Consider the following 20583-nt stretch of genomic DNA (forward strand, 5'->3'; position numbering starts at 1 on the left):
ATGGTGGTTCGCATATTTGATGCCGCTTCTGTGATTTGATGCAGTTTATCGCCGTTGATGCATCCACCGGACGTGGATTCCGTGAGGCTACAGGAACCGTTCCAGCAGCTTGCGCGAGGACCGGTCCAGCACCTTCGCATCCGGAATGCGGAACTGCACGCCATGCGCGCTCGCGATCAGCAGCGCGCCGCCTTCGAGCCGGCGGATGTCCTCCTCGGCCTTCAGCACGAACCGGGTATCGCCCCGGTCGGTGCTCACGGTCCAGGTGCTGGGCACGCCGAAGCTGGAGACCTTGTGCAGCCTCAGGAGCGTGGGCGCGAAGTCGCGCGCGGCCAGCTCTTCGGCAAGCAGCGCGCGCGTCGGCTCGGGCAGGTCGGCCACGCGGTCGATCCACAGCAGCTCGCGGCCTTCGCTGCCGACCAGCGACAAGCCTTCGTCGGGGGCACTGAGCGGGAAGGCACGCACCGGCACCACGCCGACGTGTCGGACGCCTTCGGCCTCGATCAGGACCAGGTGACCGAAGGCATCGCGTTCCAGCTTGAAACTGGCGCTCATCATGCCTCTCCCGCGGGATGCGCCGCATGCCCGGCGAACGCCAGCGCGGCACCGGCCCGCTCGTCCACGGCGCCGGGGCTCTCGTCGTCGGCCTGGCGCAACTGCGCCTGGTAGAGCCGCCAGTAGGCGCCCTGCTTCTCCATCAGCGCATCGTGCGGCCCGACCTCGACGACTTCGCCGCGGTCCATCACCACCAGCCGGTCGGCCTTGCGCAAGGTCGAGAGCCGGTGCGCGATGGCGATGGTGGTGCGGCCCTTCACCAGGTTGTCCAGCGCCTTCTGGATTTCCTTTTCGGTCTCGGTGTCCACGGCGGAAGTTGCCTCGTCCAGGATCAGGATGCGCGGGTCGATCAGCAGCGCCCGCGCGATGCTGATGCGCTGGCGCTCGCCGCCCGAGAGCCCTTGCCCGCGCTCGCCCACCAGCGAGTCGTAGCCATGCGGCAGGCGCAGGATGAAGTCGTGCGCGTGGGCGGCACGTGCCGCAGCCACGATCTCCTCGCGCGTCGCCTGGGGCTTTCCGTAGGCGATGTTCTGGGCGATGGTGCCGAAGAAGAGAAAAGGTTCCTGCAGCACCAGCCCCACATGGCGCCGGTAGTCCGCCACCGCAAAGCGCCGGATGTCGGTGCCGTCGACCAGGATGGCGCCGTCGGTCACGTCGTAGAAGCGGCAGATCAGGTTGACCAGCGTGCTCTTGCCCGAGCCGCTGTGGCCCACCAGGCCGATCATCTCGCCCGGCTCGATCACGAGGTCCAGGTCGCGAATCACGGCGCGGCTGCCATAGCGGAAACCCACGTCGCGCATCTGGATGCGGCCGCGCACGCGCTCGATCTTCACCGGGTCGGCCGGCTCGGGCACGTTGCTCACGTGGTCGAGGATGTCGAAGATGCGCTTGGCCCCGGCCGCCGCCTTCTGCGTGACCGAGACGATGCGGCTCATCGAATCCAGCCGCGTGTAGAAGCGCCCGATGTAGGCGATGAAGGCGGTCAGCACGCCCACCGTGATGTTGTGGCGCGCCACCTGCCAGATGCCGAAGGCCCAGACCACCAGCAGGCCGATCTCGGTCAGGAGCGACACGCTGGGCGTGAACAGCGACCAGGTCTTGTTGAGCTTGTCGTTGACCTGCAGGTTGTATAGGTTGGCAGCATGGAAGCGGCCGGCCTCGCGCTTCTCCTGCGCGAAGGCCTTGACCACGCGGATGCCGGGGATGGTGTCCGCCAGCACGTTGGTCACCTCGCTCCAGACGCGGTCGATCTTCTCGAAGCCGGTGCGCAGCCGGTCGCGCACGACGTGGATCATCCAGGCGATGAAGGGCAGCGGCACCAGCGTGACCACCGCCAGCAGCGGGTTGATGGAGACCAGGATGACGGCCGTCATCGCGATCATCAGCACGTCGGTCAGGAAGTCCAGGGCGTGCAGCGACAGGAACACGTTGATGCGGTCGGTCTCCGAGCCGATGCGGGCCATCAGGTCGCCGGTGCGCTTGCCGCCGAAGTAGTCGAGCGGCAAGGTCAGCAGGTGCTCGTAGGTGGTGGTGCGAAGGTCGGCGCCGATGCGCTCCGAAACCAGCGCCAGCAGGTAGGTGCGGGCCCAGCCCAGCGCCCAGCCCGCGAGCGCCGCGAGCAGCAGCAGGCCCAGAAAGAGCGCCACCTTCTCGACCGCGATCTGCTGCCCGTTCTGGAACGGGATCAGGATGTCGTCCATCAGCGGGATCGTCAGGTAGGGCGGCACCAGCGTGGCCGCGGTCGAGGCCAGGGTCAGCAGGAAGCCGGCGATCAGCTGCTTGCGGTAGGGGCGGGCGAAGCGGCCCAGGCGCAGCAGCACCCAGGTCGAGGGCGGGGTCTGCAGCTCGGGTTCGGCCGGGGGGCCGTCATCGGCGTCGGCGTCTGTCGCGGCCGCGACACCGGCGGCCCGTTGGCCGAAGAGCTTTTGCAGCCGCAGCACCGCGGCCTGGTGCGAAAGGGTGTAGCGCCAGCGCGCGAGCCGGCCGCGGTCGTCCTGCAGGTCCAGGGTGCCGACGCCGGCGTGGTCGGCCAGGTGCAGGTCGAGTCCCGGATGGGCCAGCGGCCATTCGGCCCATCTCCCCTCGGCGTCCCTGGCGAGCAGGCGCCGATCGGTCAGCGCAAGCAGGCCGGTGCTAAACCGAAGTTCTCCATCGAGGTCAACCGGGACCGTCGCCAGCACGTTCTCGGCAGTTCCGAGCCGGCTTTTCAGGGCAACCGAAGCCTCCTCTTCCTCGCCCCCCGGGGCCTCGACTGGATCGTGATGTTGCATTGTGTTTCTGTGTCTCTGGCCCGTTGCGGGCTGCCTCGTGGCGCTTGCCGGGCGCCGATTTTGACCGATGGCCATGGGCGCCCTTGAAGGCGCCGCAGTGCTCGGCCAAAGCACAACGAACGTTTGCATGACCCGTTTCGACGACATCCGCCTCCTGCGCATCAACTATCTGCGCGGCCCGAACCTCTGGACCTACCGGCCCGTACTCGAAGTCTGGCTCGACCTCGGCGCCCTGGAGGATTTCCCTTCCAACACGATCTCCGGCTTCACCGAGCGGCTGACCACGCTGCTGCCGGCCCTGATCGAGCACCACTGCGGCGTCGGCGAGCGCGGCGGCTTCATCCAGCGCCTGAACGAAGGCACCTGGGCCGGCCATGTGCTCGAGCATGTGGTGATCGAACTGCTCAACCTGGCCGGCATGCCCACCGGCTTCGGCCAGACCCGCAGCACCTCGCAGCACGGGGTCTACCGAATGGTGTTCCGGGCGCGCGACGAGCAGGTGGCCCGGGTCGCGCTGGCCGAGGGCCATCGCCTGCTGATGGCGACCATCAACGACGCGCCCTTCGACGCCGCCGACGTGCAGCGCGCGGTCGATGCGGTCAAGGCCAAGGTCGAGGACTGCTACCTCGGCCCGAGCACCGCCTGCATCGTCGGCGCCGCCACCGACCGCGGCATTCCTCACATGCGCCTGAACAGCGGCAACCTGGTGCAACTGGGCTACGGCGCCAGCCAGCAGCGCATCTGGACCGCCGAGACCGACTACACCAGCGCCATCGGCGAATCCATCGCCAGCGACAAGGAGCTCACGAAGACCCTGCTGTCCGGCTGCGGCGTGCCGGTGCCCGAAGGCCAGGTGGTCGCCAACGCCCAGGAGGCCTGGGAAGCCGCCGAGGACATCGGCCTGCCGGTGGTGGTCAAGCCTTCCGACGCCAACCACGGCCGCGGCGTCTCGCTCGAGCTGAACACCCGCGAGGAAGTCGAAGCCGCCTTCGCGGTCGCCGAGCCCGAGGGCAGCGACGTGATGGTCGAGCGCTTCATCCGCGGGCACGAGCACCGCCTGCTGGTGGTCGGCGGCCAGGTGGTCGCCGCCGCCCGCGGCGAGATCATCACCGTGACCGCCGACGGCCAGGCCAGCGTCGCCCAGCTGATCGACAGCCAGCTCAACAGCGACCCGCGGCGCGGCGTCGAGGAAGAATTTCCGCTCGACTTCCTCGACATCACGACCGATGCCAAGCTGCAGCTCGAGCTCAAGCGCCAGGGCCTGGACGCCGCGGCCGTGCCCGAGGCCGGCCGCGTCATCACCATCCAGCGGAACGGCAACATGGCCATCGACTGCACCGACCAGGTCCACCCCGAGGTTGCGCATGCCGCCGTGCTGGCCGCGCGCGTGGTCGGCCTGGACATCGCCGGCGTCGACCTGGTGGCACAGGACATCGCCCGCCCGCTGGCGGCGCAGGGCGGCGCCATCGTCGAGGTGAACGCCGGCCCCGGCCTGCTGATGCACCTGAAGCCTGCCGTGGGCTCGCCCCGCCCGGTCGGCCGCGCCATCTGCGACCACCTGTTCCCCGACGACGCCCCCGGCCGCATCCCCGTGGTGGGCGTGTCGGGCTCGCGCGGCACCGCCGTGCTGGCGCGCCTGGTCGCCTGGCTCATCGGTCTGGGCGGCCGCCACACCGGCCTGGCCTGCCGCGACGGCCTGTTCCTCGAGCGCCGCCGCGTCGATGCGCGCGACAGCGCCAACTGGGACGCCGGCCGCCGCCTGCTGATGAACCGCGCCGTGCAGGCCGTGGTGATCGAGAACGGCGCCGAAACCATCCTGCGCGACGGCCTGGCCTACGACCGCTGCGAGGTCGGCATCGTGACCGATCTCGAAGGCGCCGAGCACCTGGCCGAGTTCGACATCACCGAGAGCGACCAGATGGTCAAGGTGCTGCGCACCCAGGTCGACGTGGTGCTGCCCGAGGGCACGGCCGTGCTCAACGCCGCCGATCCGCGCGTCGCCGGCCTGGCGCCGCTGTGCGACGGCGATGTGATCCTCTATTCGGCCGACCCGCAGGCCGAGGCCTTGTCCAAGCACCAGCAGGCGGGCGGCAAGGCCGTCCTCGTGCGGCAGGACCGCGTGGTGCTGGCCAACGGCAGCAGCGAATCCTTCCTGCCCGGCCTGGGCCGCCTGACCATCTGGCGCGCCACCCACGCGGGCGTGGGCCTCGAGAGCCTGCTGGCCGCGGTCGCCGCCGCCTGGGCGATGGGCATTCCGCTGAGCCTGATCGGCGCCGGCGTCGAAGCCTTCGAAGCCGACCTTCAGGCCGCGCTCGCCTCGCTGCAGCTGTCCCAAACCCTTCTTTCGCCCGAACAACAACTGGCTTGACCGGCAACGCCCGGTCATCCCGTATCGCCCCCTCTGCCTCAACGCCATGGACGTCAAACGCATTCGCGCGCTGCGCGGGCCCAATCTCTGGAGCCGCCACACCTGCATCGAGGCCATCGTCACCTGCAAAGGCGACGAGAACGCCGTCGGGCGGCTGCCCGGTTTCGAAAGCCGCCTGCGCGCCCTCTTCCCCACCATCGGCGAGCTGCACCCGATCGTGCTCGGCCTGCCACTGGCGCTGGCCCATGTGCTGGAGAACGCCGCCGTTGCGCTGCAGGCCCAGGCCGGCTGCGCGGTGAACTTCGGCCATACGGCGCGCACCGTCGAGGAAGGCGTCTACCAGGTGGCCTTCCAGTACAGCGAGGAAGCCGTCGGCCGGCGTGCGCTGGAGCTGGCCGAAGAGCTCATCGCCGCCGCGCAGAACGGCAAGGGCTTCGACGCAACCGCGGCCATCACCGAGCTGCGCGATCTCGACGAATCCGAGCGCCTCGGCCCGAGCACCGGCTCGATCGTCGATGCCGCCGTGGCGCGCGGCATCCCGTACCGCCGCCTCACCAGCGGCAGCCTGGTGCAGTTCGGCTGGGGCTCGAAGCAGCGCCGCATCCAGGCCGCGGAAGTCGACAGCACCAGCGGCGTCGCCGAGTCGATCGCGCAGGACAAGGAGCTCACCAAGCAGCTGCTCAACGCGGCCGGCGTGCCGGTGCCGCTGGGCCGCCCCGTCACGAGCGTGGACGACGGCTGGGCCGCGGCGCAGGAAATCGGCCTGCCGGTGGTGGTGAAGCCGCAGGACGGCAACCAAGGCAAGGGCGTCACCGTCAACATCGGCACGCGCGAGCAGCTGAGCGCCGCCTACGATTCGGCCGCGGCCTACGGCGAGGTGATGGTCGAGAAATTCCTGCCGGGCTTCGACTTCCGCCTGCTGGTGGTGGGCGACCGGCTGGTCGCGGCCGCGCGCCGCGATCCGCCGCAGGTCATCGGCGACGGCAAGCAGACCGTGCGCCAGCTGGTCGACCTGGTCAACCAGGACCCGCGCCGCGGCGAAGGCCATGCGACCTCGCTGACCAAGATCCGGCTGGACGACATCGCCATCGGCCGCCTCGAGGCACAGGGCCTCGCGCCCGACAGCGTGCCCGCGCTGGGCCAGCGCGTGGTGCTGCGCAACAACGCCAACCTCTCGACCGGCGGCACCGCCACCGACGTGACCGACACCGTACACCCCGAGGTGGCGGCGCGCGCCGTCGACGCGGCCCAGATGGTCGGCCTGCACATCTGCGGCGTCGACATGGTCTGCGAGAACGTGCTGCGCCCGCTGGAGGAGCAGCACGGCGGCGTGGTCGAGGTCAACGCCGCGCCGGGCCTGCGCATGCACATCTCGCCTTCCTTCGGCCGCGGCCGCGCGGTCGGCGAGGCGGTGATGGACACCCTCTTCGCGCCCGGCGACGACGGCCGCATCCCGTTGGTGGCGGTGACCGGCACCAACGGCAAGACCACCACCGCGCGGCTGATCAACCATTTGCTCGCCGGCAGCGGCCTGCGCACCGGCATGACCAACACCGACGGCGTGTACGTCGATGGCCGCCAGACCGACAGCGGCGACTGCAGCGGGCCCAAGAGCGCGCGCAACGTGCTGCTGCATCCCGACGTCGATGCCGCCGTGTTCGAGGTGGCGCGCGGCGGCGTGCTGCGCGAGGGCCTGGGCTTCGACCGCTGCCAGGTGGCGGTGGTCACCAACATCGGCAGCGGCGACCACCTGGGCCTCAACTACATCACGACGGTGGAAGACCTCGCCGTGCTCAAGCGCGTGATCGTGCGCAACGTGGCGCCGGACGGCCATGCGGTCCTCAATGCCGCCGACCCCAACGTCGCGGCCATGGCCACCAGTTGCCCCGGCAGCGTGATCTTCTTCGCCCAGGACCGGCAACACCCGGTGATGGCCACCCACCGCGCACAGGGCAAGCGCACCGTCTACGTCGACCAGGACACGCTGGTCGCGGCCGAGGGCTCGTGGCGCGAGCGCATCGCGCTGCGCGACGTGCAGATCACGCGCAACGGCACCATCGGCTTCCAGGTCGACAACGTGATGGCCGCCGTGGCCGCCGCCTGGGCCGTGGGCCTGGATTGGGACAGCATCCGCCGCGGCCTCGCCAGCTTCAAGAACGACGCGGCCGGCGTGCCGGGCCGCTTCAACGTGATGGACTACCGAGGCGCCACCGTGATCGCCGACTACGGCCACAACACCGACGCCATGCGCGCCCTGGTGGCCGCGGTCGACACCATGCCCGCGAAGAAGCGCTCGGTCGTGATCAGCGGGGCCGGCGACCGCCGCGACTGCGACATCCGCGACCAGACCGCCATCCTGGGCCAGGCTTTCGACGACGTGATCCTCTACCAGGATGCCGCCCAGCGCGGCCGTGCCGACGGCGAGGTCATGGCCCTGCTGCGCCAGGGCCTCGAAGGCGCGACCCGCACCCGCGGCATCGACGAGATCCGCGGCGAGTTCATCGCCATCGACACCGCGCTCGCGCGGCTGCAGCCGGGCGACCTGTCGCTGATCCTGGTCGACCAGGTCGAGGAAGCGCTCGCTCACCTGGCCAAGCGCATCGCCGAAGGCTGAAGGGCGCAGGCCGGCTCGCTCCGGCCCCGCCCTGCCAGACCTGTCCGACATGAAGCTGCGGCCCCGGTGCCGGGCGGCGGGCCGCACTGTCCCACAGCCTCGGGCCTTGGGGGCGGCAGACACTGCCCCACCGTGCGGCGCACGCTGCGCCGCCCCGAAAGGAGTGCCTTCATGAACAGGACCATTCGTTCGACCCTCGCGCTCGTGCTTGCTGCCGGCGGCCTCGCGGCACCGGCCTTGACCAGCGCCCAAGGAACAGATCCCACCTACCTGCGCGAACGCGCCGCCTGCGACAGCGGCCTGCAGGACCGCAACGCCTGCCTGCGCGAAGCCGGCGCCGCGCGCTACGAAGCCAACCGCGGCGGCCTGACCAGCGCGGCGCCGACCACCTACGAACAGAACGCGCTCGCCCGCTGCTCGCTGCAGCCACCCACCGAACGCGCTGCCTGCGAGGCCCGGATGCGCGGCACCGGCATGACCTCGGTCGAGGGCAGCGTGCTGGGCGGCGGCCTGATCCGCGAGACCGTGACGCCGATACCCGTGCCGGCGCAGGTCCAGTGACCCAACACATCAAGCGAAAACCAAAGACCTACGCTGTCACACGACTGTCACAAAAGGGTAAGTAGGGATGGCTATAGTTCCGGGTCCATTAGGAGGAACCCAGCCCATGAACGCCATCAAGGTCGCCCGCCGATTCATCGAGACGGACCCGGCCAATGAATCGGCCCAGATCCTCGCCCGCCTGGTCCTCGCCCTCGAGTCCGAGAGGAGCTTCGAACTGGTCACGCTCTATTCACTCGACTACAAGAGCTTTCAGCTGGCGATGGACATCCTGAAGGAATGGCGTCTCGACCGCTACTACGCAAGCAAGTCCAAGCTGTTCGACTTGTCGCTGCAGGTCAGCGAGCTGCCGGGCTGAACGCCCGTCGCATCCCGGGCATCCGGGGCATCGTCAGAAGACGTGACCGAATTCGAGCTCAAGTTCCAGGTCGAACCGCGGCACCGGGCTGCCGTCGAGAGCGCGGTGGCGCGCGGCGGCAGCTCGCGGCGGGAACGCCTCCAGGCCCGTTACTACGACACCTCGGAGGGCGCCCTCGCGGCGCAGCGCATCGTCCTGCGCATCCGCAAGGAAGGCCGGCGCTGGATTCAGACCGCCAAGGCGCCGGGCGGTCACGCGCTGGAGCGCCATGAGCACAACGTCGAGATCGAGACCGCCAAGGCCAGCGACGTGCCGCTGCCGCAGCTGGAGCGCCACGCCGGCACCCCCGTCGGCGCGCTGATCGACAAGGCGTTGCGCGCCGCCGGCCAGGCGCCGGCCGAGGTCCTGCTCACGCCGACCTACGCCACCGACGTCCGCCGCACCACCCGCGAGATGCGCACCGGCGATGCGCGGGTCGAGCTCGCCTTCGATCGCGGCGAGGTGCGCGCGGGCGATCGCTCCCATCCCCTGTGCGAGCTCGAGATCGAGCTCAAGAGCGGCAGCCCGCAGTCCCTGCTCGAGCTGGCGCGGCGCTGGCGCATGCGCTATGGGCTCTCGCTGGACACCGTGTCGAAGGCAGCGCGCGGCGAACGCCTGGCCAAGGGCATCGAGTACGGCGACGCGGTCAAGGCCGAGCCGCCACGGGTGGACGAGGACATGGATGGACCGCAGGTCTTCCGCGCCGTGATCGGCGCCTGCCTGGCACAGATGCTGCCCAATGCCAGCGAAGTGGCCGCCGGCAGTTCCGACCCCGAGCACGTGCACCAGTTGCGCGTCGGCATTCGCCGCCTGCGCACGGCGCTGCGCGAGATGGCCGAGTTCGCCCCGGCCATCGATCCCGCCTGGGAGCCGGCCCTGGTCGACGCCTTCCGCGCGCTGGGCCGCCAGCGCGACCGCGAGCACCTGCAGAAGGCCGTGCAGCCGCAGATCGAAGCCGCCGGCGGCCCGGCGGTGGCGTGGCCCGAGCCGGCCGAACCGGAGCCGGCACCGGCCGCCGTGGTGCGCGACCAGGCCTTTCAGCTGGTGCTGATGAGCCTCATCGCCGCCTCGCTGCCGCCGGCCGAGCCGGCCCCCGACGTGCCACTGCCGGAGCAGCAAAAAGCGAAGCCGGCCCGCAAGCCGCTGCGCGCGCGCCTCGCGAAACTGCATCGGCAGGTGGTGCGCGAGGGCCGGCACTTCGAAGCCTTGGAGCCCGCGGTGCAGCACCGGGTCCGCAAGCGGCTCAAGCGGCTGCGCTACCTGGCCGAGTTCGTCGCGCCCATCTTCGGAGAGGGCCGCGCCGAGCGCTACCTGAAGGAACTGAAGCCGGCGCAGGATGCCCTGGGCGAGCACAACGACGCGGCCGTGGCGATCGACGCCTACCGCGAGGCGGCAAGCCGGGACGGCAGCGCCTGGTTCGCCGTCGGCTGGCTCTCGGCGCGGCAGCCGCAGAGCGCACGCGAATGCCGCGCGGCGCTGGAGAAGATCGCGCAGGCACGTCGCTTCTGGAAGTCCTCGTAGGCTTCAGAGTTCGCGCGGCACGGCAAGCTGCCCGCGCCGCGCCGCCCCGGGCGAAATGCCCACATAACGCTTGAACGACCGGCTGAACGCCGCCTCCGACCGATACCCCAGCCGGCTCGCCAGCTCCACCGGCCGCGCATTCTTCTCCTGCAACAGCGTGAGCGCGATGTGCATGCGCCAGCGCGCCACGTACTGCATCGCCGGCTCGCCGACCAAAGCCGTGAACCGGGCCGCGAAGGCAGAGCGCGACATCGCGGCCTCGGCCGCCAGCGAGGCCACCGTCCACGGGCGTGCCGGCTCCCGGTGGATGAGCGAAATGGCGCGGCCGATCTGACGGTCCTGCAGCGCGCCGAGCCAGCCGACGCGCGCGGCCGGATCGCGCGCCATCCACGAGCGGATGGCCTGGATCACGAGGATGTCGGCCAGCCGGGTGATCACGGTCTCGCCGCCCGGCCGCAGGGCTTTGGCCTCGGCCGCCATGAAGCGCAGGGTGCTGCCCAGCCATTCGGCGTCGGGCGAGCGCTCGGCGTCCATGCGGATCACGGCCGGCAGCAGCCGGACCAGCCGCTGCGCCGCCGGATGGTCGAAGCGCACCGCCCCGCACACCAGGCCGGTGGCCGTACCGCCGCCCCCATGGCGCAGCACTTCGTAGCGTTCGCTGAGCTGCTCGCGCGGCAGGTCGAAGAGCCCGGCTGCCTCCGCACCCGGCTCGCCCACCAGCCGATGACCGGCGCCGTGCGGCACCAGCGCGAACTCGCCCGGCGCGAGCCGCTGCGGCTCGAGGCCCTCGACCTCCAGCCAGCAGGGGCCGGCCGTCACCACATGGAACATCAGGCAGCCCTCCAGCGGCGGCAGCGCCACCCCCCAGGGCGCGCTGAACTCGGAGCGGCAGTAGAAGACGCCGTTCATGCGCAGGAAATGCAGGGCTTCGCCCAGCGGGTCCACGGGGGTGAAGGCGTCGGCGATCTGCATCGGGGGAGTATGGGCACCGCCCTACCCATCGTCCAGGTGGACTGGACGAATGAGCATGAATCAGCGCCTTTCGAACATTGATAGGCCCCTGCGTGCCAACGATAGTAGACGCCATGTCCCACCCACCCCAGGAATGCCGATCATGAGCACCACCCCTCTTCTCACCGTCATGGGCGCCACCGGCCACACCGGCAGCAAGATCGTTCGGCGCCTGCTGGGCGCCGGCGCCCGGGTCCGCGCCATCGGCCGCAATCCGGACAAGCTGGCCGCACTGGCCAGCGCCGGCGCCGAGGTGCTGGCCGGTGACAGCCGCGACCCGGCCTTCCTCGCGCAGGCCTTCCGCGGCGCGGATGCGGCTTACACCCTGTTGGCGACTGACCGCCAGGCGCCCGACTACGCAGCCCGGCAGGACGCGGAAGGCGAGGCGATCGCCGCCGCACTGCGCGCCTGCGGCGTGCGCCACGTCGTCGCCCTCAGCAGCCTGGGCGCGGACGTGCCCGAGGGCACCGGCGTGATTGCCGGCCTGCACCGCCAGGAGCAGCGCCTGCGGAAGATCGCCGGCATCGACCTGCTGCTGCTGCGCCCCGCTTCATTCTTCGAGAACTTGCACGACGCACTCGGCACGATCAAGGAAGCGGGCATGCTGGCCGACACCGTCGCTCCCGACCTTGCCGTGCCCATGATCGCGACCGACGACATCGCCGCGGTCGCTGCCGAGGCCCTGCTGGCACGCGAGGGGACCGGCGTCGCGGTACGCGAGCTGCTGGGCGAGCGCGACATCAGCCATCGCGAAGTCGCCCGCCTGATCGGCGAAGCCATCGGCCAGCCGGCGCTGCCCTATGTGCAGTTGACCGAGGCGGACATGGGCGAAGCACTCGTCGGCGCCGGCCTGTCGCCCAGCTTCGTGGCGCTCTATGTCGAGATGACACGCGCCTTCAACGAGAAGCGCGTCGGCTCCCGTGAAGGCCGCACGCCGGCGAACACGACGCCCACCCGCTTCGAGGACTTCGTCCCCGAACTCGCCGCCGCCTACCGCCGGATATGAAGAAGCACGGAGCCCCACTCCCCAAAAGTTCCGCCTCATTGTTTCCAGCCTGTGAACACCGTGATTCGATTTCTTCGGGTTTCCACCTAGTTTCCCGCGGCAGACTCCGTACCCGAACCATCCAAAGCACTGAAAAGGAACTAAAAATGAAGACCTCCAGGATCATCGCCGCCGCCGCCCTGACGCTGCTCGCCGCCGCGGGCGCCCAAGCCGAAACCTACGAAGGCGTGCAAGCGCCCGTGTCGACCTTCAGCCGCGCCGAAGTGAACGCCCAGGCGACCGAAGCCGCCCGTGCGGCCAACCCCTATGCCGACGGCGCCGCCGCCGGCGTCGCACCGGTGGTTGCCAGCGTGCGGGACCGCGCTGCCGTCGCCGCCGAAGCCGTCGCCGCCGCCCACGACGGGACGCAGAGCCTGGACCGCAAGGCCTTCGTGAACAGCGTCATCCCGGCGCAGTACAAGATCCAGCGCACCAACACGCGCCAAGCCGGCCTGTAATCTCCGGCGGATTCCTCCCACAAATCGGGCCTCGCGCAAGCGGGGCCCGATTTTTTTTGCCCGCAGGGACCAAGACGCGTCGCTGTCCGACAGGCCGAAGGGCACAGGGACCTTGCCGCGGCGCTGCTACGCCTCTACAAAGAGCGGTCCAGGCCCGTCCGGCCGTGTTGTTCGCACGGCCGTGGGCTCGATCGCCCAAGGACGTCCGCAGTGCCCATCACCACCACCGCCTTCAGTGCCCAGGATCGCTACTTCTTCGGCGAGGGCACACACTCCCGTCTCTACGATCAACTGGGCTGCCATCTGAGCACCGAGGGCGGTGCCCGCTTTGCGGTCTGGGCCCCGAACGCCGCATCGGTCTCGGTGGTCGGGGACTGGAACGGCTGGAACGGCGACGCCCACCCGCTGGAGCCGCACGAAAGCACCGGCATCTGGACCGGCTCGGCCTGCGAGGTCCAGCCCGGCCAGGCCTACAAGTACCGCATCCGCTCGCGCCACAACGGCTACCAGGTCGACAAGGCCGATCCCTTCGCGTTCTACTGCGAGCCGCCGCCTGCCACCGCCTCGCGCGCCTGGTTGCTCGACTACACGTGGGGCGATGGCGACTGGATGGCCAGGCGCGGCCCGCGCAACGCGCTGGACGCGCCCATGTCCATCTACGAGATGCACCTGGGCTCGTGGCAGCGGCGCGACGGGCGCTTTCTCGGCTACCGCGAGCTCGCGCCCCTGCTGGCGGACTACGTGCACGAGATGGGCTTTACGCACGTCGAGCTGATGCCCGTCACCGAGCACCCGTTCTACGGCTCCTGGGGCTACCAGACCACCGCCTACTTCGCGCCCACCTCGCGCTACGGCACGCCGCAGGACTTCATGTACCTGGTCGATCACCTGCACCAGCGCGGCATCGGCGTGCTGCTGGACTGGGTGCCCTCGCACTTCCCCACCGACGAGCACGGCCTCGGCTACTTCGACGGCACCCATCTCTACGAGCATGCCGACCCGATGCAGGGTTTCCATCCCGAGTGGAAGTCCAGCATCTTCAACTACGGTCGCCACGAAGTGCGCAGCTTCCTGATTTCCTCCGGCCTGTTCTGGCTGGAGAAATACCACCTGGACGGCCTGCGCGTCGATGCCGTCGCCTCCATGCTCTACCTCGACTACGGGCGCGCGCACGGCGAGTGGATTCCCAACCGCCACGGCGGCCGCGAGAACCTGGAGGCCATCGAGTTCCTGCAGACGCTCAACCGCACCGTCTACCGCGAGCACCCCGACACCGTCACCATCGCCGAGGAATCCACCGCCTGGCCGCGCGTCTCGCGCCCCACCGACATGGACGGCCTGGGCTTCGGCATGAAATGGAACATGGGCTGGATGCACGACAGCCTGGCCTACATGCACGAGGACCCGGTGCACCGCCGGTATCACCACCACCAGCTGACTTTCTCGCTGGTCTACGCCTTCAGCGAGAACTTCGTGCTGCCGCTCTCGCACGACGAGGTGGTGTACGGCAAGGGCTCGCTGCTCGGCAAGATGCCGGGCGACAGCTGGCAGCAGTTCGCCAACCTGCGCGCGCTCTTCGGCTTCATGTGGGGGCATCCGGGCAAGAAGCTGCTGTTCATGGGCGGCGAGTTCGGCCAGCGCCGCGAGTGGACCCACGACGGCGAGCTCGAATGGTGGGTCGCCGCGCTCGAGGGCCACGCGGGGCTGCAGCGCTACGTGGCCCAGCTCAACCACGTCTACCGGGCCACGCCCGCGCTGTACGAGCTGGACTTCTCGGGCACCGGCTTCGAATGGGTCGCCGCCGACGATGCCGAGCGCAGCGTGTTCGCCTTCCTGCGCAAGCCGCGCGAAGGCGCGCCCGTGCTGATCGTGAGCAACATGACGCCGGTGCCGCGCACCAACTACCTGCTGGGCGTGCCCAGGTCCGGCTTCTGGCGCGAGCGCCTCAACAGCGATGCCAGCGAGTTCGGCGGCGCAGGCTGGGGCAACTTCGGCGGGGTCGAGGCCTCGCCGGTACGCGCCCACGGGCGCATGCACTCCCTGTGCCTGACGCTGCCTCCGCTCTCCACCCTGATCCTGGAGCACGACCCCCATGCCTGAAATGACGCTCTCCCCCAGGCTCCCCCACTTCGTGTGGTCCGCCAACCCCCTCGCCGGGGGCAACACCAGCGGCCCGGCCCTTCGCCGGGCTCAGGACAGGCCCCTTCGCCGGGCTCAGGACAGGCCCCTTCGTCGGGCTCAGGACAGGCCCCTTCGTCGGGCTCAGGACAGGCTCCTTCGTCGGGCTCAGGACAGGCCCCTTCGTCGGGCTCAGGACAGGCGAAGGCCGGTTCCGCGGTGTTCCCCGCACGGGCACGGCTTCGCCGGACGTAGGCGTGAAGCGCAGTGGAGCATCTGAGATGGCAGCACCGCGAGCGAAGATCGAACGCGCGGACGGCGAGGACGGCCGCGTGCGCGCCGTCATCGACGCCGTGCTGCCCAACGTCGACGGCGGCCGCTTCGCCGTCAAGCGCGTGGCCGGCGAGATCCTGCGCGTGCAGGCCCACTGCTTCGCCGACGGCCACGATGTGCTGCGCGTGTTCCTGCGCTGGCGCGCCGAAGCGGACGCGGACTGGGCCGAGCTGCCCATGAAGCCGCTGGGCAACGACGTCTGGGAGGCCGAGTTCGCGCCGCCCGCCGTCGGCCGCTACCGCTACACCGTCACCGCCTGGGTCGACGCCTTCGAGTCCTGGCGCCACGACATGGCACGCCGCATCGACCCGGAGGACATCCGCATCGCCTCGCAGGTGGGCGCGCAGGAGATCGCCGCCGCGGCCGGGCGCGCGAAGGGCGCCGACGCCCAGGCGCTGGCCCGCTGGAGCAGCGAGCTGAAGACCGCGGCGATCGAGAACACCATGGAAGCCCCGGCCCTCAAGGCCTTCGCGCTGGACGAGGCCCTGTGCGGCCTGGCCGAGCGCTACCCCGACCGCCACCTGGCCACGCAGCACCCGGTCGAGCTCCCGCTGGTCGCCGACCGCGAGCGCGCCCGCTTCAGCACCTGGTACGAGCTCTTCCCGCGCTCCACGGCGCCCGAAGGCGACCGGCACGGCACCTTCAAGGACGTCGAAACGCGCCTGCCGGCCATCGCCGCCATGGGCTTCGACGTGCTCTACTTTCCGCCCATCCATCCGATCGGCCGCATCCAGCGCAAGGGCAAGAACAATGCGCTCGCGGCGCAGCCCGGCGACGTCGGCAGCCCCTGGGCCATCGGCGCCGAGGAAGGCGGCCACAAGTCCATCCTGCCCGAGCTGGGCACCCGCGAGGATTTCCAGCACCTGCGAACCGAGGCGCAGCGCCATGGCCTGGAGATCGCGCTCGACATCGCCTTCCAGTGCGCACCCGACCACCCTTACGTCAAGGCTCATCCCAGCTGGTTCCGCTGGCGGCCCGACGGCACCGTGCAATACGCCGAGAACCCGCCGAAGAAGTACCAGGACATCTATCCCTTCAACTTCGAGACCGAGGACTGGCAGGGCCTCTGGACCGAGCTCAAGAGCGTGTTCGAGCACTGGATCGGCGAGGGCGTGAAGATCTTCCGCGTGGACAACCCGCACACCAAGGCCTTCCCCTTCTGGGAATGGGCGATCGCCGAGCTCAAGCGCGACCACCCTGACGTTCTGTTCCTGGCCGAGGCCTTCACCCGGCCCAAGGTGATGCATCGGCTGGCCAAGCTGGGCTACTCGCAGTCCTATACCTACTTCACCTGGCGCAACACCAAGCACGAGCTCACCGAATATTTCACCGAGCTCTCGCAAGGCCCCGGCAGCGAGTACTTCCGGCCCAACGTGTGGCCCAACACGCCCGACATCCTGCACGAGCGGCTGCAGGGCGGCGAGACCGCCGTCTTCATGGCCCGCCTGGTGCTGGCCGGCACGCTGGCTGCGAGCTACGGCATCTACGGCCCTGCCTTCGAGCTGCGCGAGCACCTGCCGCGCGAGCAGGGCAGCGAGGAATACCTCGACTCCGAAAAGTACCAGCTGCGGCGCTGGAACCACGACGACCCGCAAAGCCTCGCGCCCTTCATCGCCCGCGTCAACCAGATCCGGCGCCAGAACCCGGCCCTGCATTCGGACCGCGGCCTGCGCTTCTTCACCATCGACAACGACGAGCTGCTCGCCTATGCCAAGCGCTCCGACGACGGCGGCAACGTGATCGTGACAGTGGTGAACCTCGACCCGCACAATGTGCAGTCCGGCTGGCTCGAGCTGGACCTGGGCTTCATCGACTGCGACCCCGCGCACGCCTTCCAGATGCACGACCTGCTGAGCAACCAGCGCTTCCTCTGGCAGGGTGGCCGTCATTTCATCCGGCTCGATCCGCACAGCGTGCCTGCGCATGTCTTCGTGGTGCGGCGGCGGATGCGCGACGAACGCGACTTCGATTACTTCCTGTGAGGCTGGCACCCATGAATGCACCGGTATCGCACCTGCTCCTCGAGACCGTCGAAATCGACAGCAGCGACGATCCGCAGTGGTACCGCGATGCCGTCATCTACCAGCTCAACGTCAAGGCCTTCTTCGACTCCAACGACGACGGCTACGGCGACTTCAAGGGCGTCACCGCCAAGCTCGACTACGTGAAGGACCTGGGCGTCAACACCATCTGGCTGATGCCCTTCTACCCCTCGCCGCTGCGTGACGACGGCTACGACATTTCCGGGTACGAGGACGTGCATCCGCACTACGGGACGCTCGCCGACTTCAAGATCATGCTCGACGAGGCCCACAAGCGCGGCCTGCGCGTGATCACCGAGCTGGTCATCAATCACACCTCCAGCGACCACCCGTGGTTCCAGGCCGCGCGGCGCGCGCCACCGGGCTCGCCCGAGCGCGAGTTCTACGTGTGGAGCGACACCGACCAGCTCTACCAGGGCACCCGCATCATCTTCACCGACACCGAGACCTCCAACTGGGCCTGGGACCCGGTGGCCAAGGCCTACTACTGGCACCGCTTCTTCAGCCACCAGCCCGACCTCAACTTCAACAACCCGAAGGTGCTGGAGGCAGTGTTCAAGACCATGCGCTTCTGGCTGGACATGGGCGTCGACGGCTTCCGCCTCGACGCCATTCCCTACCTCTGCGAGCGCGACGGCACCAGCAACGAGAACCTGCCCGAGACCCACGAGGTGATCAAGCAGCTGCGCGCCGCCATCGACGCGCAGTACAAGAACCGCTTCCTGCTGGCCGAGGCCAACATGTGGCCCGAGGACGTGCGCGAGTACTTCGGCGAGGCCGATGAATGCCACATGGCCTACCACTTCCCCCTGATGCCGCGCATGTACATGGCGATCGCGCAGGAAGACCGCCACCCGATCGTCGAGATCATCCAGCAGACGCCCGAGATCCCCGAGGGCTGCCAGTGGGCCATCTTCCTGCGCAACCACGACGAGCTGACGCTGGAGATGGTGACCAGCAAGGAGCGGGACTACATGTACCTCATGTACGCCGCCGACATCCGCGCGCGCATCAACGTCGGCATCCGGCGCCGGCTCGCGCCGCTGATGGAAAACGACATGGACCGGCTCAAGCTGATGAACGCCATGCTGCTGTCGATGCCCGGCTCGCCCATCATCTACTACGGCGACGAGATCGGCATGGGCGACAACTTCTTCGTCGGCGACCGCAACGGCGTGCGCACCCCGATGCAATGGAGCCCGGACCGCAACGCCGGCTTCTCCCGCGCCGATCCCCAGCGCCTCTACCTGCAGCCGATCATGGACCCGATGTACGGCTACGAAGCCCTGAACGTCGAGGCGCAGGCGCGCGACGCCAGCTCGCTCCTGAACTGGACGCGGCGCATGCTCGCCGTGCGCAAGACCAGCCATGCCTTCGGGCGCGGCAAGCGCGTGTTCCTGCGGCCCGGCAACCGCAAGATCCTCGCCTACCTCAGCGAATACGAGGACGACACCATCCTCACCGTCTTCAATCTCTCGCGTGCCGCGCAGCCGGTGGAGCTCGACCTTTCCGCCCACAAGGGCCGCATCCCGGTGGAGATGCTGGGCCGCACCTCCTTCCCCCCGATCGGCGAGCTGCCCTACCTGCTGACGCTGCCCTCCTACGGCTTCTACTGGTTCCGCCTCGCACAGGATGCCGAGATGCCGAGCTGGCACCAGGAAGGCGTGGGCCTGCAGGACCGGCCGACGCTGGTGCTCTTCGACGGCTGGACCAGCTTCTTCCGCGACCGCGTGATGCCCTGGCGCATCGGCATGGCCGAACGCATGCTCAAGCAGTTCGAGATCGACACGCTGCCGCGCTTCATGGAGATCCAGCGCTGGTACGGCGCCAAGGGCTCGGCCGTCGCGCGCGCGCGCCTGGTGGACCATGCGGTGTGGGAGAGCGACGGCTTCAGCTGGATGCTGCCTCTGGTCTCGCTCGACGGGCCGGCGGAGGAGTCGACCTACTTCGTCCCGCTGGCGCTCGCCTGGGAGGAGCAGGACGAAGACCGCCTCAACCGCCTCATGCAGGCCGGCGTCGCCAAGGTGCGGCAGCAGGCCAATGTCGGCGTCATGGCCGACGCCTTCTACGACGAGGCCTTCTGCCGTGCCATGGTGCGCGCCGTGCGCGGCGGCATGGAACTGCCGGCCGCCAAGGGGCGCCTGCGCTTCACGCCCACCGAGGCCTTCCGCCGCGTCGAAGGCGACCTCGACGCCATGGCGGTCGGCCGCCCCGGCGCCCAGAGCAGCAACACCGTCGTGACCTTCGACGAGACGCTGTTCCTCAAGGCCTACCGCCGGGTGCGCGACGGCATCAATCCCGAGGTGGAGATGGGCCGCTTCCTCACCAGCGTGGCGCGCTACCCGCATTGCGTGCCGGTGCTGGGCGCGCTCGAATACATCGGCGACGACGGCCGCATCGCGACCCTGGCAATGGTGCAGAGCTATGTGACCAACCAGGGCGACGGCTGGGTCTACACCCTGGGCTATGTCGAGCGCTTCCTCGAGGAACTGCGCACCGCGGCCGACACGCTCGGTGCCGTCGCGCCGGAACAGGCCCATGGCGGCTTCGGCGTGCTCATGCAGGTGCTCGGCCGCCGCACCGCGGAGCTGCATCTCGCGCTCGCGCGCCGCACCGGCGATCCGGCCTTCGACCCCGAGCCCCTGGCCCCCGAGGACATCGAGGCCATGCGCGAGCATGCGAGCGCCGATGTCGCGACCACCCTGGCCCTGCTGCGCGAGCGCCTGGCGCAGCTGCCTGCGCCCGCACAGGAAGACGCGCAGGCGCTGCTCGCACAGGAGAACCGGCTTGCGGCACGCGCCGCCGCGGCGATCGAGAACGGCCATGGCCTGAAGACCCGCTTCCACGGGGACTACCACCTGGGCCAGGTGCTGGTGAGCGACAACGATTTCGTCATCATCGACTTCGAGGGCGAGCCCACGCGCAGCTTCGAGGAGCGCCGCGCCAAGGGCTCGCCGCTGCGCGACGTGGCGGGCATGCTGCGCTCCTTCAATTACGCGCGCTGGTCGGCGCTCAAGCGCGTCGCGCAAAACGCCGACGAGCTGCTGCGCCTCGCACAGCCCGTGCGCGACTGGGAGAAGACCAGCCGGGAGGCCTTCCTCTCCGCCTATCTCAGGACCATGAAGGAAGGCGCACCCGCAATGCCGGTCGACCTGCAACTGCTGGACTTGTTCGAACTTGAAAAGGCGCTGTACGAGCTGCGCTACGAACTGAACAATCGCACCGACTGGGTCCAGGTCCCGCTGCAGGGCCTGCTGGCGCTGACGGGCCGCGACACCGCATCCTGAGGA

Annotated in this window: 13 protein-coding genes; 10 read left to right on the plus strand and 3 right to left on the minus strand. The window is 69.5% G+C overall.

Annotation, left to right across the window (positions count from 1 at the left end):
- Positions 1 to 87: 87 nt before the first annotated feature.
- Together AC3A6Y_RS31050 and AC3A6Y_RS31055 are read right to left on the minus strand one after the other, a co-directional pair.
- On the minus strand, positions 88 to 555 hold the full coding sequence (locus AC3A6Y_RS31050) for a cyanophycin metabolism-associated DUF1854 family protein (RefSeq protein ID WP_487872062.1): 468 nt from the start codon (positions 553 to 555) through the stop codon (positions 88 to 90).
- Complete coding sequence (locus tag AC3A6Y_RS31055) at positions 555 to 2825, minus strand: cyanophycin metabolism-associated ABC transporter (protein ID WP_487872063.1); 2271 nt, start codon at positions 2823 to 2825, stop codon at positions 555 to 557. Before AC3A6Y_RS31055 ends, AC3A6Y_RS31050 begins: the two co-directional genes overlap by 1 nt.
- Before the next feature lie 127 nt (positions 2826 to 2952).
- Between AC3A6Y_RS31055 and AC3A6Y_RS31060 the strand changes: the two genes are divergently transcribed.
- From AC3A6Y_RS31060 to AC3A6Y_RS31080, 5 genes are all read left to right on the plus strand, one after another.
- Positions 2953 to 5193, plus strand: a complete 2241-nt coding sequence (locus AC3A6Y_RS31060; RefSeq protein ID WP_487872064.1) for a cyanophycin synthetase — start codon at positions 2953 to 2955, stop codon at positions 5191 to 5193.
- A gap of 46 nt (positions 5194 to 5239) precedes the next feature.
- On the plus strand, positions 5240 to 7807 hold the full coding sequence (cphA, locus tag AC3A6Y_RS31065; RefSeq protein ID WP_487872065.1) for a cyanophycin synthetase: 2568 nt from the start codon (positions 5240 to 5242) through the stop codon (positions 7805 to 7807).
- A 171-nt stretch (positions 7808 to 7978) separates the two neighbouring features.
- Complete coding sequence (locus AC3A6Y_RS31070; RefSeq protein WP_487872066.1) at positions 7979 to 8368, plus strand: hypothetical protein; 390 nt, start codon at positions 7979 to 7981, stop codon at positions 8366 to 8368.
- A 106-nt stretch (positions 8369 to 8474) separates the two neighbouring features.
- Entirely contained in the window at positions 8475 to 8726 is a 252-nt protein-coding gene (locus AC3A6Y_RS31075) for a hypothetical protein (protein WP_487872067.1), read from the plus strand.
- Positions 8727 to 8768: 42 nt separating this feature from the next.
- On the plus strand, positions 8769 to 10286 hold the full coding sequence (locus tag AC3A6Y_RS31080) for a CYTH and CHAD domain-containing protein (protein ID WP_487872068.1): 1518 nt from the start codon (positions 8769 to 8771) through the stop codon (positions 10284 to 10286).
- 3 nt (positions 10287 to 10289) lie between these two features.
- Here the strand turns inward: AC3A6Y_RS31080 and AC3A6Y_RS31085 are convergent, their stop codons facing one another.
- Positions 10290 to 11258 carry an AraC family transcriptional regulator gene (locus tag AC3A6Y_RS31085; RefSeq protein WP_487872069.1) on the minus strand — a complete coding sequence of 323 codons (969 nt, stop codon included), beginning with the start codon at positions 11256 to 11258 and terminating at the stop codon, positions 10290 to 10292.
- A gap of 142 nt (positions 11259 to 11400) precedes the next feature.
- Between AC3A6Y_RS31085 and AC3A6Y_RS31090 the strand changes: the two genes are divergently transcribed.
- The 5 genes from AC3A6Y_RS31090 (at position 11401) to treS (ending at position 20580) form a co-directional block, all read left to right on the plus strand.
- Positions 11401 to 12303: an NmrA family NAD(P)-binding protein gene (locus AC3A6Y_RS31090; protein WP_487872070.1), complete on the plus strand. Its 903-nt coding sequence runs from the start codon at positions 11401 to 11403 to the stop codon at positions 12301 to 12303.
- Positions 12304 to 12449: 146 nt separating this feature from the next.
- The gene (locus AC3A6Y_RS31095) at positions 12450 to 12800 is read left to right on the plus strand and encodes an alpha/beta hydrolase (RefSeq protein WP_487872071.1); all 351 of its coding nucleotides are present in this window, start codon (positions 12450 to 12452) and stop codon (positions 12798 to 12800) included.
- Positions 12801 to 13010: 210 nt separating this feature from the next.
- Positions 13011 to 14900 (plus strand): 1,4-alpha-glucan branching protein GlgB, encoded by a 1890-nt coding sequence (gene glgB / locus AC3A6Y_RS31100; protein ID WP_487872072.1) that lies wholly within the window; start codon positions 13011 to 13013, stop codon positions 14898 to 14900.
- 299 nt (positions 14901 to 15199) lie between these two features.
- Positions 15200 to 17233, plus strand: a complete 2034-nt coding sequence (locus tag AC3A6Y_RS31105) for an alpha-1,4-glucan--maltose-1-phosphate maltosyltransferase (RefSeq protein ID WP_487872073.1) — start codon at positions 15200 to 15202, stop codon at positions 17231 to 17233.
- Between the two features lie 11 nt (positions 17234 to 17244).
- Positions 17245 to 20580, plus strand: coding sequence for a maltose alpha-D-glucosyltransferase (gene treS, locus AC3A6Y_RS31110; RefSeq protein WP_487872074.1), 3336 nt, complete (start codon positions 17245 to 17247; stop codon positions 20578 to 20580).
- Positions 20581 to 20583 lie beyond the last annotated feature (3 nt).

It is taken from the genome of Variovorax sp. Soil_C_17, assembly GCF_057657265.1.